Source organism: Rhizobium sp. NLR16a, from assembly GCF_017948245.1.
GTDB lineage: Bacteria > Pseudomonadota > Alphaproteobacteria > Rhizobiales > Rhizobiaceae > Rhizobium.
The window spans coordinates 147765-161515 of record NZ_CP072866.1 but is presented as its reverse complement, the minus strand read 5'-3'; the positions used below and the strand labels follow the sequence as shown (position 1 = coordinate 161515).

General features: G+C 62.5%; 15 protein-coding genes, 1 tRNA gene and 3 pseudogenes. 8 read left to right on the top strand and 11 right to left on the bottom strand.

The features are described from left to right. Positions 1-78 precede the first annotated feature (78 nt). Entirely contained in the window at positions 79-555 is a 477-nt protein-coding gene (locus tag J7U39_RS20505; protein WP_210632086.1) for a ProQ/FINO family protein, read from the bottom strand. Positions 556-798: 243 nt separating this feature from the next. On the opposite strand from J7U39_RS20505, the gene panC reads away from it, so the two are divergent. Continuing rightward, positions 799-1725 carry a pantoate--beta-alanine ligase gene (gene panC, locus J7U39_RS20500; protein WP_210632085.1) on the top strand — a complete coding sequence of 309 codons (927 nt, stop codon included), beginning with the start codon at positions 799-801 and terminating at the stop codon, positions 1723-1725. Next, the gene (gene panB / locus J7U39_RS20495; RefSeq protein ID WP_210632084.1) at positions 1722-2543 is read left to right on the top strand and encodes a 3-methyl-2-oxobutanoate hydroxymethyltransferase; all 822 of its coding nucleotides are present in this window, start codon (positions 1722-1724) and stop codon (positions 2541-2543) included. Before panC ends, panB begins: the two co-directional genes overlap by 4 nt. A 45-nt stretch (positions 2544-2588) precedes the next feature. On the opposite strand, the gene J7U39_RS20490 is transcribed toward panB, so the two are convergent. Continuing rightward, positions 2589-3503, bottom strand: coding sequence for a hydrogen peroxide-inducible genes activator (locus J7U39_RS20490; RefSeq protein WP_210632083.1), 915 nt, complete (start codon positions 3501-3503; stop codon positions 2589-2591). A gap of 146 nt (positions 3504-3649) precedes the next feature. Between J7U39_RS20490 and katG the strand changes: the two genes are divergently transcribed. Continuing rightward, entirely contained in the window at positions 3650-5833 is a 2184-nt protein-coding gene (katG, locus tag J7U39_RS20485) for a catalase/peroxidase HPI (protein WP_210632082.1), read from the top strand. A 117-nt stretch (positions 5834-5950) separates the two neighbouring features. On the opposite strand, the gene J7U39_RS20480 is transcribed toward katG, so the two are convergent. The 5 genes from J7U39_RS20480 to J7U39_RS20460 all read right to left on the bottom strand — a co-directional run bounded on the left by J7U39_RS20480 (position 5951) and on the right by J7U39_RS20460 (position 8822). Further along, entirely contained in the window at positions 5951-6361 is a 411-nt protein-coding gene (locus J7U39_RS20480) for a type II toxin-antitoxin system VapC family toxin (RefSeq protein WP_210632081.1), read from the bottom strand. Continuing rightward, positions 6358-6618 carry a type II toxin-antitoxin system VapB family antitoxin gene (gene vapB / locus J7U39_RS20475; RefSeq protein WP_210632185.1) on the bottom strand — a complete coding sequence of 87 codons (261 nt, stop codon included), beginning with the start codon at positions 6616-6618 and terminating at the stop codon, positions 6358-6360. The genes J7U39_RS20480 and vapB overlap by 4 nt, the downstream gene beginning before the upstream one ends. A gap of 75 nt (positions 6619-6693) precedes the next feature. Next, positions 6694-7251 carry a DUF3299 domain-containing protein gene (locus J7U39_RS20470; RefSeq protein ID WP_210632080.1) on the bottom strand — a complete coding sequence of 186 codons (558 nt, stop codon included), beginning with the start codon at positions 7249-7251 and terminating at the stop codon, positions 6694-6696. Between the two features lie 277 nt (positions 7252-7528). After that, on the bottom strand, positions 7529-8104 hold the full coding sequence (locus J7U39_RS20465) for a pyridoxamine 5'-phosphate oxidase family protein (protein WP_210632079.1): 576 nt from the start codon (positions 8102-8104) through the stop codon (positions 7529-7531). 13 nt (positions 8105-8117) lie between these two features. Beyond that, positions 8118-8822 carry an SDR family oxidoreductase gene (locus J7U39_RS20460; protein WP_210632078.1) on the bottom strand — a complete coding sequence of 235 codons (705 nt, stop codon included), beginning with the start codon at positions 8820-8822 and terminating at the stop codon, positions 8118-8120. A 105-nt stretch (positions 8823-8927) separates the two neighbouring features. On the opposite strand from J7U39_RS20460, the gene J7U39_RS20455 reads away from it, so the two are divergent. Beyond that, on the top strand, positions 8928-9818 hold the full coding sequence (locus J7U39_RS20455) for a LysR substrate-binding domain-containing protein (RefSeq protein WP_210632077.1): 891 nt from the start codon (positions 8928-8930) through the stop codon (positions 9816-9818). On the opposite strand, the pseudogene J7U39_RS20450 reads toward J7U39_RS20455, so the two are convergent. The 3 genes and pseudogenes from J7U39_RS20450 to J7U39_RS20440 form a co-directional block, all read right to left on the bottom strand. Beyond that, positions 9815-10018, bottom strand: a pseudogene (locus J7U39_RS20450) (nuclear transport factor 2 family protein); the annotation flags it as partial. The gene J7U39_RS20455 and the pseudogene J7U39_RS20450 sit on opposite strands and share 4 nt — an antisense overlap. A 51-nt stretch (positions 10019-10069) precedes the next feature. Beyond that, positions 10070-10177: transfer RNA gene (locus J7U39_RS20445), tRNA-OTHER, on the bottom strand. 273 nt (positions 10178-10450) lie between these two features. Further along, complete coding sequence (locus J7U39_RS20440; RefSeq protein WP_210632076.1) at positions 10451-10693, bottom strand: BON domain-containing protein; 243 nt, start codon at positions 10691-10693, stop codon at positions 10451-10453. A 679-nt stretch (positions 10694-11372) separates the two neighbouring features. Between J7U39_RS20440 and J7U39_RS32190 the strand changes: the two genes are divergently transcribed. The 3 genes and pseudogenes from J7U39_RS32190 to J7U39_RS20430 all read left to right on the top strand — a co-directional run. Further along, a complete protein-coding gene (locus tag J7U39_RS32190; protein WP_259665272.1) occupies positions 11373-11501 on the top strand; it encodes a hypothetical protein in 129 nt (42 codons plus the stop codon). A gap of 5 nt (positions 11502-11506) precedes the next feature. After that, positions 11507-11869, top strand: a pseudogene (locus J7U39_RS20435) (LysR substrate-binding domain-containing protein); the annotation flags it as partial. 23 nt (positions 11870-11892) lie between these two features. Then, a pseudogene (locus J7U39_RS20430) lies at positions 11893-12164 on the top strand (nuclear transport factor 2 family protein); the annotation flags it as partial. Between the two features lie 147 nt (positions 12165-12311). Here the strand turns inward: J7U39_RS20430 and J7U39_RS20425 are convergent. After that, positions 12312-13280 (bottom strand): zinc-dependent alcohol dehydrogenase family protein, encoded by a 969-nt coding sequence (locus tag J7U39_RS20425; RefSeq protein WP_210632075.1) that lies wholly within the window; start codon positions 13278-13280, stop codon positions 12312-12314. A gap of 53 nt (positions 13281-13333) precedes the next feature. Between J7U39_RS20425 and J7U39_RS20420 the strand changes: the two genes are divergently transcribed. Next, positions 13334-13750, top strand: coding sequence for a thioesterase family protein (locus tag J7U39_RS20420; RefSeq protein WP_210632074.1), 417 nt, complete (start codon positions 13334-13336; stop codon positions 13748-13750). Position 13751 lies beyond the last annotated feature (1 nt).

Genomic DNA, 13751 nt, shown 5'->3' with positions numbered 1-13751 from the left:
GCAACCGTCAACCCGCCCTGTGCCATGGAAATGCTCAGGGCTTCACCGAAGGAGGAGCAAGGCTGACGTCGTTTCACCCTATTGGGCGGCGTTCCTTTTGCCGAGAAGGGCGGCGCGGATCTGCTCGTTCTTGCTGATGACAGGAGGAGGAACCACCACAGGCGCTGGCTCAGGCTCCTCGGCCTTCGCGGCGCTCTGCTTGAGGCTCAGGAACCGCTTCTGCCCGACCAATCGGTCTTCCTCCGACAGCGGCTCGACCGGTTCGCCGTCGATGTTATGGCGCATGGAATCGGGCTGGGCGCTGGCGAAATAATAGCGTCGGCAATGGACATAGGCAGCGGTCGCGCGCCGAAGCGTCGTCACGCCGGCATCGGGCTTCAGGAGCGGGCGCAGCTCGTTGAAGAGGCCGACGGCGAAGGGAAGGACGGGATCGCCAGGCTTTGTCGGAAGCACGCCGACCGGCCGGACCAACAGCGAGTTGATCGCGTTTGCCTTCTCCACGTCGAGCTCCGTCGCCGCAATCGGCCCACGGCTGATTTTCCAGGGTTTGTCCATGCATCCTCCATAACGGCCGACTGTGATGGTATCTTGACGGAGAGGGTAGATAGAGGCGCAGGTCGCACATTGCTAGCCCTACGGCAAGCCGGATGCGAGAGACGATTTCCCGGCGGATATGAGTGGGGTTTATCGGCCTGCCATGCATCTAATCGTTTTTTGTCGCGGAAGTGCATTGACCTCCCGCTTCGATTACACTTCTTATCCGCGCCCAAGATGAGTGACCGGCCGCGGGGAGGATGTATGCGGGTTTTCTCGAATATTGAAGAGCTGCGCCACACGCTCGATGCGCTGAAGCGGCAGGGGCGCACCGTCGGCCTCGTTCCGACCATGGGCTATCTCCACGCCGGACATCTCAAGCTCGTCACCCTCGCCCGGGCAGAGAACGACCTCGTCGTCGTCTCGATTTTCGTCAATCCGCTGCAGTTCGGCCCGGCCGAAGACCTCGGCAAATATCCGCGCGATCTCGAGCGCGATGGCGACATGCTCAAGCAGGCCGGTGTGAATTTCCTCTTCGCGCCGGGCGTCGAGGACATGTATCCCCGCCCGATGATGACGGTGGTCGACGTTCCCGATCTCGGCCGCGAACTCGAAGGCGCGGTCAGGCCCGGCCATTTTGCCGGAGTGGCCACCGTCGTCACCAAGCTTTTCAACATCGTCCAGCCGCAGACTGCCTATTTCGGCGAGAAGGACTACCAGCAGGTCGTCATCATCAAGCGCATGGTGGAAGATCTCGCCGTGCCGGTGCGGGTGATCTCGGTGCCGACGGTGCGCGACAGCGACGGCCTCGCTTTGTCCTCGCGCAATGTCTATCTCAGCCCCGATGAGCGGCGCGCGGCAGTGATCGTTCCGCAGGCGCTCGACGAGGCCGAGCGGCTCATCGCCGAAGGCCTGACGGATGCGAAAGAACTTGAGGCGAAACTCACCGCCTTCATCGGCCGCGAGCCTCTGGCAAGGGTCGAAGTCGCCGCCGTCAGGGATGCGGTAACGCTGGCACCGGTCGCTTCGCTCGAAGACCCCATCGTCGTGGCGCTCTTCGTGCGAATCGGCACGACGCGGCTTCTCGACAACAGAGTTGTCGGAGACAACAGCAGCCCGGCAAGCGGGAACAGCAAAATGATCCGGGACAACCGAGTGAGCGGCCAGCCGGGGAAGGGAGTGACGAAATGAGCGCCACCGGATCTCAGAAGCGCCTGACGCCGACGCGGATCGCAGCCATGAAGGGCGGTAAGCCGATCGTCTGCCTCACCGCCTATACGACGCCGATGGCGCGCCTTCTCGACGAGCATTGCGACCTGCTGCTGGTCGGAGACTCGCTCGGCATGGTGCTCTACGGCATGGAGACTACGATCGGCGTGACGCTCGACATGATGATCGCCCATGGCAAGGCGGTGATGCGGGGCGTCGCCAATGCCTGCGTCGTCGTCGACATGCCGTTCGGCAGCTATCAGGAATCCAAGGAGGTCGCCTTCCGCAATGCCGTGCGCATCATGCAGGAAACCGGCTGCGACGCCGTCAAGCTCGAAGGCGGCGAGGAGATGGCCGAAACAATCGCCTTCCTGACCAAGCGAGGCATTCCCGTGCTCGGCCACATCGGCCTGATGCCGCAGCTCGTTCACACTGCAGGCGGCTATCGCTCCGTTGGCCATTCCGAACACGAGACCTCCAAGATCCGCCGCGACGCGCATGCGATCGGCGGCTCCGGCGCGTTCGCCGTTGTTGTCGAAGGCACGGTGGAGCCGCTCGCCCGCGAGATGACGACCTCGATCCACATACCGACCATCGGCATCGGCGCCTCGTCCGCCTGCGATGGCCAGATCCTGGTCTCCGACGATATTCTCGGCCTCTTCAATGACTTCAGGCCGCGTTTCGTCAAGCGCTACGATGAACTCGGCAAGAGGGTCGCTGACGCCGCCGCCTCTTATGCCGAGGAGGTGCGCGCGCGCAAATTTCCGGCAGCCGAACATACGTTCAAGCGCCGCAGCTGAGGCGAGGGCAGGGGTCTTTGGCACTCAACTGGCAGCCATCGTCCGTCACCCGCCCATATGCTGCTCCCGCATCGTCTCGGCTGAGCGGCGCACCGCGTCGGCGACCTCCTGCAACTGCTTGGCCATCGGTGTCGAATTGCGCCAGACCATGCCGATCGTTCGCGAGGGCTGTGGCGAGGGGAAGCGGGAGATCGAGACATGGGCCGAGCGTGTTTCGACGGGAACGGCCATCTCCGGGATCAGTGTCACGCCGATGCCGGCGCCGACCATCTGGACGAGAGTGGAGAGCGAGCTGCCTTCCATGATCTCCCGAGGACGGGCAGGGCCCACCTTGCAGAAGGACAGCGCTTGATCGCGGAAGCAGTGGCCCTCTTCGAGCAGCAGCAGCCGCATTTCGCGCAGCGCCTCGCGCTCGGGCACCGGCTTGTCTCCGTCCTCCTGCCGCCTGACCAGCACGAACTCCTCCCTGAAAAGCTCGAGTTCGGTGAGCGAGGGTTCCGACACCGGCAGCGCCACGATCGCCATATCGAGCTGGCCCTGCGCCAGTTCATGAACCAGCTTGCCTGTCTGCGTCTCGCGCACCTCGATCTGAATTCCGGCGAAGGTTTCGTTGAGATCGTTTATAATTGCCGGCAGCAGATAGGGCGCGATCGTCGGGATGACGCCGATGCGAAGACGCGTGAGGAAGGATTCGCGCGAAGCGCGGGCGAATTCCCCTAGCTCATCGACGGCGCGCAGGATGTCGCGGACCCTTAGGGCAAAGCTCTGGCCGAATGGGGTAAGCTTGACCTCGCGCGCGCTTCGCTCGAAGAGTTCGCCGCCCAATTCCTGCTCGAGTTCTTTGATCTGCATGGAGAGCGCCGGCTGAGAGATGGCGCAGGCGTCGGCGGCGCGGCGGAAGCGGCCATCCCGCGCCAGGGCTTCAAAATAACGGAGCTGTTTCAGGGTAAGTTTCTTCATAACCTCAGCTTATCGCGGCAATCAGTAAATCCAACTTAAAATTATTGAACGCTTCCGATATGAAGACTGCAAGGGAGAGAGTGGGGCGTCAGCTCGGCTCATCTTTTTTTGAACCGCAGACAGATCAAGCAATGAAGGAGACGATCATGGACAACCCCACTGACAGCACAGGCAAATGCCCTGTGGCCCATGGCAATACGCCCCGCGGCCGCGCCAACCGTGACTGGTGGCCGAACCAGCTGAACGTGCAGATTCTTCATCACAATTCCGGCCGCGCCGACCCTATGGGCAAGGAGTTCGACTATGCCGAGGAGTTCAAGAAGCTCGATCTCGACGCGCTGAAGCAGGATCTTCACGCGCTGATGACGGATTCGCAGGACTGGTGGCCGGCCGACTTCGGCCATTATGGCGGCCTCTTCATCCGCATGGCCTGGCACAGCGCCGGCACCTACCGCATCACCGACGGCCGCGGCGGCGCCGGCCAGGGCCAGCAGCGTTTCGCACCGCTGAATTCCTGGCCTGACAATGCCAACCTCGACAAGGCTCGCCGCCTGCTGTGGCCGATCAAGCAGAAATACGGCAACCGCATTTCCTGGGCCGACCTCCTGATCCTGACCGGCAACGTCGCGCTCGAATCGATGGGCTTCAAGACCTTCGGCTTCGCCGGCGGCCGCGCCGACGTCTGGGAGCCGGAGGAGCTCTACTGGGGTCCGGAAGGCACCTGGCTTGGCGACGAGCGCTACAGCGGCGAACGCCAGCTGGCAGAACCGCTCGGTGCCGTGCAGATGGGCCTCATCTACGTCAACCCGGAAGGTCCGAACGGCAATCCCGATCCGGTCGCGGCGGCCCGGGACATCCGTGAAACCTTCGCCCGTATGGCAATGAACGACGAAGAAACCGTGGCGTTGATCGCAGGCGGCCACACCTTCGGCAAGACCCATGGCGCGGGCGACCCGTCCTTCATCGGCGCCGAGCCGGAAGGCGGCGCGATCGAGGACCAGGGCCTCGGCTGGAAGAGCTCGTTCGGCACCGGCGTCGGCAAAGACGCGATCACCGCCGGCCTCGAAGTCATCTGGTCGCAGACGCCGACCAGGTGGAGCAACTATTTCTTCGAAAACCTTTTCGCCCACGAGTGGGAGCTGACGAAGAGCCCGGCCGGCGCCCATCAGTGGCGGGCCAAGAACGCCGAAGCCACCATTCCGGATGCTTATGAGCCGGGCAAGAAGCATGTTCCGACCATGCTGACCACCGATCTCTCGCTGCGTTTCGACCCGATCTATGAGAAGATCTCGCGCCGGTTCCTCGAAAATCCCGGTGAGTTCGCCGACGCTTTCGCCCGCGCCTGGTTCAAGCTGACCCACCGCGACATGGGGCCGAAGGTGCGCTACCTCGGCCCGGAGGTTCCGGCCGAAGACTTGATCTGGCAGGACGTGATCCCGGCCGTCGACCATCCCCTCGTCGACGACAAGGACATTGCCGACCTCAAGGCAAAGGTTCTCGCCACAGGCCTTTCCGTACAGGAACTGGTCTCGACCGCCTGGGCCTCGGCTTCGACCTTCCGCGGCTCCGACAAGCGCGGCGGCGCCAATGGCGCGCGCATCCGCCTTGCTCCGCAGAAGGACTGGGAAGCCAACCAGCCGGCCCAGCTCGCCAAGGTGCTCGGCGTTCTCGAAGGCATCCAGAAAGACTTCAACGCCGCCCAGACGGGCGGTAAGAAGATCTCGCTCGCCGACCTGATCGTGCTCGCCGGTGCGGCCGGCGTCGAGAAGGCGGCAGCTGCCGGCGGCAACACCATCAGCGTGCCCTTCACGCCGGGCCGCATGGATGCGTCCGACGCTCAGACCGACGCACATTCCTTCGCCGCACTCGAGCCGCGCATCGACGGCTTCCGCAACTATGTGAACGGCAAGCGTCTGCAGTTCATGAAGCCGGAAGAAGCGCTTGTCGACCGCGCTCAGCTCTTGACGCTGACCGGGCCCGAGATGACGGTCCTCGTCGGCGGCCTGCGCGTGCTGAGGGCCGGCAACCCCGAGCACGGCGTCTTCACGTCGCGGCCCGAGACGCTGACGAACGACTTCTTCGTCAACCTGCTCGACATGGCGACGCAATGGGTTCCCGCCGGCGAGGACGGCATTTATGAAGGGCGCGACCGCAAGACGGGTGCCGCCAAGTGGACCGGCACCCGCGTCGACCTGATCTTCGGCTCGCACTCGCAGCTGCGCGCCTTCGCCGAAGTCTACGGCCAGGCCGACGCCAAGCAGAAGTTCGTCAAGGACTTCGTCGCCGCCTGGAACAAGGTCATGAACGCCGATCGCTTCGATCTCGTCTGATCGGCAGGCATTTCGGCCCAAGGCGTGCCGTGTGGCACGCCTTGTCCACTTTATCCTGAACAGGCGCGAGGCGGAGTCTCGAAGAACACGCCGAAACGCCGCTGAAGCTCTCTTGGACTACCGCCCGACCGTCCAATCCTCGACGCACAAGCCTTCGACGCGCTGGAATTCCCCGACATTGTTGGTGACGAGAACCAGATCGCGGCTCCTGGCTTGCGCGGCAATCAGCACATCGTAAGGACCGATCGGCTTTCCCTTGGCCGCCAATGCGGCGCGGATCTCCCCGGCTGCCAGCGCATCCTCGCGCTCGAAACCGACGGCTGGGAAATCCGCCATGAACAGGCGCAGGGTTTCGAGATTGTAGGAAATTTTAGCGCTCTTGTAGGCGCCGTAATAGAGTTCATGCATGACGACGGTGGAGAGGCCGATCGATCCCTCGTCGCTCTCCATCACGCGGGAGAGCAGCATGTCGGACTTGCGACCGATCAAGGCAATCACGGCATTGGTGTCGATCAGATGCGTAATCACTTGAACAGGCCCTGAAGACCAGGCCTCTCCTGATCCTCCGGCTGTTCTCGCCCTTGTGCCATGAAATCGTCGCTGAGCCCGCGTTCAAGAGCGTTTCGCAACGACGCCCACTGCACGCGGCTATCGACCCGCGGCCGGAGAATGACGGCATCGCCTTCCCGCGTCACTTCCACTTGTTCCACATCGAAACGGAACTCCTTCGGCAGCCGCACGGCCTGCGAATTGCCGGATTGAAACACGCGTGCATATTGCGGCATAGAGAACTCTCCACAGTTTGTATATATAAACATGTATATACGCGGCACGCGCCGTTTCTGCAAGAAGCCTTTCCATTAACGAGGCAGAATGCCGAACGGCGAGAGCGTCAGCAGATCGGGATCATCAGTCGCCGTCGCTTTCCCCACCTCGGCATGGCTGATGCTGTAGCCGTAGGCAAGGATGCGGACGCCGTCGATCATGAAGAACTGCGCCTGATCCAGGCCAGGCCGCAGGCTGCCGGTCACGGTCACGGTCTCGTACATTCTTTCGAGATGCAGAGGTTCCTGCGGAACGACGCGCACCAACTGGTTGGGCGGCGGGGAGGGCATGTGGCTGCAGGCTCCAGCCCAGGGCACCAGCATGAATTCGTAGACAAGGTCGCCGTCCTGGTCGATCGGCAGGACGAAGCCCGTCAAGTCGACCGGATGCTCCTCATCATGCCAGGCTAGCGTTTCGCCCTGCGGACCGCTGACCGCCTTGCCCGACAGCGGCACTGTCGCCTTGGCCTGATCGACCGGCCGCAAAGCACTCCAGAAAATGAGCTGCGCTGCAGCGAAGGTGTCGGAAACCGGCCATGCCAAGCCGAATGCCAGCATCGCGAACGTCAGGAAAAAAGGTCTCAGCTTCATCATCGCATTTCCCCGGGCCGGTCGCTTGACCGCCTGCCACTGCCGCACGGATGCTACTCCCGATCCCGCTCGCGGGTCCATCAGCCGAGCTCCCTATGCGTATTGGCCGTCCGCGAATGCTGGCCGAGCAGCTCGGCGGCGATCGGCAGCAGCGAGGCGACCTCCGCAAGCCCGGCGGGACACGCACGCACAGCCGCTGCAATATTTCGTGTATCCGAGAATAGGCTGCCATCCTATTCATGTCATGCACTTGACGAGGATTCGCACCGTGATTTCAGGCTCAAGGATTGACCCATCGCCTATGGGTGAGCGCGCCGGTTTCGTCATAGCTGAACAGGGCTCTTCGGTTGTCCTGCTGACGCAATTGAAACCAGTCCAGCATCCGCGCGCGAAAACTCAGGACGCCAAAGCGAGCCTTCCCCTCCACTTCGCCGCGAGGCTCCGGCAATTCGGCCACGGTTTCGAAGGCTCGTTCATCTCCCGGCGGCCCACCGATATAAGTCATCCGCGTCCGGTTGGGCAGGTTTTCCCAAGCCGCGTCGGCGCGTTCGCTTCCGGGGCCGTGGCGTTCGACGGTGCCTTGGAGCCGTAACTGCAGCCGGGCCTGCGGGCAGAAGCCGAGCACCGTAACGTCGGGATTTGCCGAAAGCTCCAGCCATTTCGGGCTTCGCGTATCGGTGTGGAATTCAAGGCTGCGCCTCGCTCTATCGGCCGCCCGCAGCACCACCATGCGCGCCTGCGGTCTGCCCTCGGCGCCCACCGAGCAGAGGTTCACATAGCGGAAACCCGACTGCGGACCCGCCGCAGCCGTTTCGAGCTCCGCCCATGCCGAGGCATCGATGTCTATGAGATCCACCGCCAGGCCTCGCTCAGACGGAACGGGCGATGCCGCCGTCGACGCGAATGTTCTGGCCGGTGATGTAGCCGGCCCCATCCGACAGGAGGAAGGCGATCGTCGCCGCAATTTCCTCGCTCGTGCCGTAGCGGCCCATCGGAACGCTGTCGCGCCTCTCGTCGGTGGCCGGCAGGCTGTCGATCCAGCCCGGCAGGACGTTGTTCATGCGGATGTTCTTGGCCGCATAGGTGTCCGCGAAGATCTTAGTGAAGCTCGCCAGGCCTGCCCGCGCGACCGCCGAGGTGGGGAACATCGCAGAGGGTTCGAAGGCCCATGCCGTGGAGATATTCACGATCGCGCCGCCGCCCTGCGCTTCCATGATCGGCGTCACCAGCCGGATCGGCCGCACGGCGCTAAGGAAATAGACCTCGATGCCCTTGTGCCAGTCCTCGTCGGAGATTTCGAGGATCGGCGCACGTGGGCCGTGGCCGGCGGAATTGACCAGCGCGTCGATACGGTCCCACCGCTCCATCGCCAGATCCACGAGCCGCTTCACATCGTCGTTCGACTGGTTCGAGCCGGTGACACCGACGCCGCCGAGTTCCTTTGCCAGCGCCTCTCCCTTGCCGGAGGAGGAGAGCACGGCGACGCGATAGCCGTCCGCGGCGAGCCTCCGGGCAGCCGCAGCCCCCATGCCGGACCCGCCTGCAGTGATGAGAGCGACTTTTCCTTCAGACATTGAGACCTCCGATAGCTGATATTGCGAGCATTATGGCAGATGCCGACGGGACTTTCGCGCGAGAAAGAAAGGTGCCAGACTGTAGAAAATCTCCTGGATATGCCGATGACCCAATCCCGCCGCACGCTGCCGCCTCTGAATGCCCTGCGCGCCTTCGAGGCCTCGGGCCGCCGACTGAATTTCCGCGCCGCCGCCGAGGAGCTCGGTGTCACGCAAGGGGCGGTCGCGCAGCAGGTTCGCGCGCTGGAAGAGCAGCTCGGCCTCAGGTTGTTTCTACGCCTTGCCCGCGGCCTTGCGCTCACTGCCTATGGCACGGCCTATCTGGCGGATGTGACCCGCGCCTTCGATACGCTCGCGGAGGCCACCGGGCGGCTTCTCGACCGGCCGGAAATGGTGACGATCAGCGCCACCCCCACGGTCGCCACCAGGCTGTTGATCCCGCGGCTCGCCGAGCTCTACGCGGCCCTTCCCGACATCGATCTGAGGACGGTCGCCACCGAGGCGCTGTCGGATTTCGACCGCGACCAGGTAGATATCGCAGTACGCCTCACCCGCCCGCCTTTTCCGGCGAACCTGCAGGCACAGTTGCTGTTCCGCCAGGAACTTGTGGCGGTCGCAAGCCCGCATCTGGTCGAAGGCCTGATCTTACCCTTGAGCGGCGAAGAGCTTCGCAAACTGCCGCTTCTGCATGACTCGCACGATCAATGGCCGGCATTCCTGCACTCGCGTGCGAAGCTGCCCGGTGCAGCATTCAACCATACGACACTGGCGCTGGATGCCGCACTCGCCGGCCAGGGCGTCGTGCTGGTTTGCCGGGCGTTCGTCGCAACCGATCTCGAAACAGGGCGGCTGGTGCAGGTGACCGATGCGACGGCAACCATGGGACCCGATTACTACCTGGTGCGCAAACGCTCCTCATCGCCGAGAAAGGCCGTGGACGCCGTCTGGGACTGGTGTGCAACGCGGCTGTCGCCGCCCCTGATCGACGCGGCTTAGAACATGGTGTTCTTGTTGGCCGACTCGCTCGGAACGGGCTGGATCACATCCCCATGCTCGACGATCTTGCCGTCCCTGACGCGGAAGATATCGACGATCGCCTGGCCGCGATCGGCCGCGCCGTTCGTCGCATGCACATGCGGCCAGGCGAGATCGCCATCGGCAGCGCTGCGGACGATCTTAGCCTTCGACTGGGCGTTGAAGGAGCCGACGAGAAATCGCAGACTTTGTTCGATTGTATCGAATATGGTTGTCGGGGCAGGGATTCGAACCCCGCGTCACAGCTCGAAAGCTGGAAGCAACCTCGAATACCCGAGGGATGGGGAGAGCGCCGCGCTCCAATTACCCTTACGCCCGACTAAGCATTAACTACCTCGCCTTGCGATTGTTCCTAAAGGGATATTCTGCTGCCAAGATGGTGTGGGCTTTCTGCCCATATCACCCCCGGCTATCGAACCACGCCAACATACAATTCAACCTCCGTAAAGAACGGCGGCACGCCGATAGTGATCATGGGCCGTGCAGTTCGAGGCAAACTTTAAGAGCGCTGCCTTCAGTGTGCGCGCTCTTCGCATTCAGAAACAACCTTGAAGACTTCATTATGGTTGGGTAAGCTCGCCCCTGTTGCGGTGTTATCCATTTATCTCTTCACGGTCCTGCATCCTGTCGTGCACGTTCTCCGGGCCCGCGATCAAGGCGGCGATCGCCGTCACCTTCTCCCGATCACCATAACCGGCCACATAGCCCTCCAACAGGACGCTTCTGCCCACCATGCTTACAGAGATGGACGAGCTTTCTAGTTCTGGCTCCGCGGATACCGCGGCCTGCACGCTCGCAAGCTGATCGTAGGCTAGGCTTTCCGGCTCAAAGGTCATGGCAGTCCTCCTTGGTGATACGAAGGAAACAGCGCGAGGCCAATTTGGTTCGGAGCCGGGACTTAGGTCCCAGAAGCCATGACCGGAAGTCTTATCGGTCCTGTGGTCTCGGCCTTCGGGGACCTGACTGGAGCGACCGGCTCGCGGCGATCATGGGCGACAATATGGCTGGCTGCTCACGAGAGCTTGATGGCCATAAGCCTGTCTGTTCTAGCGAAACTCTTCATTGTTCCAAGTCCATTTGCTCGAGCTAAACGGCCGAAGAGGCTTGAATTCCACCGCCTGCACAGCGCCCGGAAAGGTTGTCATCTTTGCCCGCTCTTTAGAGAGCTCCGCCCACCACTTCGAGGTGGTCCTGATCCGATCAATGCCATCAAGTATACAAAGCATATGTCGGGCTTCCGCGGCCTCCATTCTTACGAGGGGTATGCCGTCCAATCGGGCCGGTGCACCAGTCGCTTCGTCGATTACGGCCCAAGTGGTATCATTCGCTTGCAAACGGTAATTGCTTGCCATTTCGTCCCTCCCGGTCACAAGGGAAGATTGATGTAAAAATTCCAGTGCGCACATCCTGCAAAAGGGATTGGCTTCACCACCAAAAGGTGAATGCGGCCGTTTGAACATACCTCAGCGCTGCTGTTTCAATCGATTAGGGATCACCTCAAGCGAGGCGTATGACATGACGCCCAACGTGGCCGATGCAGGCCAAAAGCAGTGCATCAATTCGGACGGTATTCCTTTGAAAGACGACTACTGGCCCGGCTGGAGTGCGGTCGAAAGCTTTGACACGGTGGAATTCACTCTTTGACCGGCGAAGAGCTTCGCAAGCTGCCGCTTCTGCACGACTCGCACGATCATTGGCCGGCATTCCTGCGCTCGCGTGAAAAGCTGCCCCGTGCAGCATTCAACCATACGACACTGGCGCTGGATGCCGCTCTCGCCGGCCAGGGTGTCGTGCTGGTTTGCCGGGCGTTCGTCGCTGCCGATCTCGCAACAGGGCGGCTGGTGCAGGTGACGGATGCGACGGCAACCATGGGACCCGATTACTATCTGTTGCGCAAACGCTCATCATCGCCGCGCAAGGCTGTCGACGCGGTCTGGGCCTGGTGTACGATGCAGTTGTCGCTGCCGTCGGTTGCGTCGCAGGAAGTCCGGGGAGAGGACCGTGGACGCTGAAATCGAAAAGTTGAAACGCATTTACCGACGACGTCGCATGGGCCAACGGCATGGAGGGCGGCCACGTTCATGGGCGCGAGGCCGTTCGCGCCTACTGGACCCGCCAATGGGCGATGATTGATCCCACGTGGAACCTGCAAGCTTTCACAGGACTTCTGACGGCGCCATCGTTGCAGATGTCCGCCAGTTGGTGCGGGATCTCCAGGGCGCACTTCTGCAGGACAAGATGGTTGGACATGTCTTCCACCTCAGGGACGGCAAGATCATTCGCTTCGACATCCAGGAAGTCTCCTGACGGACGGGTATGACGCACTCAAAAGGAATCGCGGCCCTGGAAAGTCGCATTCGCCGGAACGCCGCGGTCCTCGAGGGCCAACGGGGCATGCCTGCATCTCCGGAGCGGCATCAGTTTCAACCGGTGCGGTGAGAGCGCAGCTTGCCATCACGCCAGCAGCACCTTCCCGCCCGTGCGGAAGGGCAGGGCGGTACGCAGCGCCTCGCCGATCTTTTCCAGTGGAAACACCTGTCGCACTTCGGTGGCGATGACCTTGGCCGTGATCTGCGCGGCCACTTCGGCATATGCGCGCTGGACGTCTTCCATCGCTTCGGAATGGACCCATTCGCGCAGGTGGCAGAAGGAAAAGGCGATATCGAGATGGGGGGCCCAGAAGGAGGGTGGGATGCTCTCCCCCGACAGCAGGCCGTAATGCAGGAAATGCCCGCCGGGCCGCAGCGCATCGGCGAGGATTAAGGCGCGTGCGCCGCCGACGCAGTCGAGCACCGCATCGAGCCCGTGCCGGCCCGCGAGGCCGGCGGCGAGATCACCGCCCGACCGGTCGACGATAACTGCCTCCAGCCGGCCGCTGAGGCGCGAGAGGGACTCTTCGCTGCGGACGATTGCGATCGGCTCGACGCCAACCGCGTTTGCCATGCCGATCAGGATGGACCCGATCGAAGACGCCGCGGCATTGATGGCGATGCGCATGCCGGGTCTCAGTCCGATTTTCTTGTGCAGCATCAGCCAGGCCGTCATCGGGTTGACGTAGCTCGTCGCCGCCTCGAGATCGGAAATCGCGTCGGGAACGCGAAGGCACCAGCTTGGGTCGGTGTCCTTGAATTCCTGCCAGCCGCCGGCAGTGCGCACCGGCAGGACGCGCGTCCCCGGCACAAGTCCGTGCACCTCTGCGCCGCATTCTTCCACCACGCCAAAGGCTTCAAAACCCGGAATGAAGGGCAGTGTTGTTCGGCCGGCATATGCGCCCGAGATGGTGATGATATCTGAGGGATTGATCGATCGTGCCAGCAGGCGCAGCCTCACCTGGTCACGCGAGAGCGGCGCCAGTTCGGCGCGTTCGATCCCGACGACCTCCTCGGCCGGCCCGAATTTTCGCACGATCGCCTGATATTGCATTTGCATCCCCCACACAGTCGGTTAGAACACGCCGTCGAAATTTCGGTGATCGAATGAGCGTTGACGACAGGCCTTTAGCATCGTTCCGGGTCTCGATGCGAGACATCGACATTTATGGTCATGTCCACAACTCGGTTTATCTCGACTATTGCGAGGATGCGGTCGTCGAATTCCTGCGCCACCGCGAGATCCTCACCCACTTCCGCCACACCACCTCGGGCGTGGCCTATCACGTCAAGAAGGCGGAGATCACCTTTCACAGCCCAATCGACGTCGACGACGTCGTCGAGGCGAAGGTCAGGGTCGAGAAGATCGGGCGGTCGAGCCTCTCCTTTACGATCGAGCTCTATCGCCAGCGCGATGGCGCCCATTGCGCCTCGGGCGGACTCGTCTGGGTCTGCGTCGGCCTTTCCGACAGCCGCCCGACGCCGATCCCCGAGGCCACCAGGGCCGCCTTGTCGCAGGGCTGAC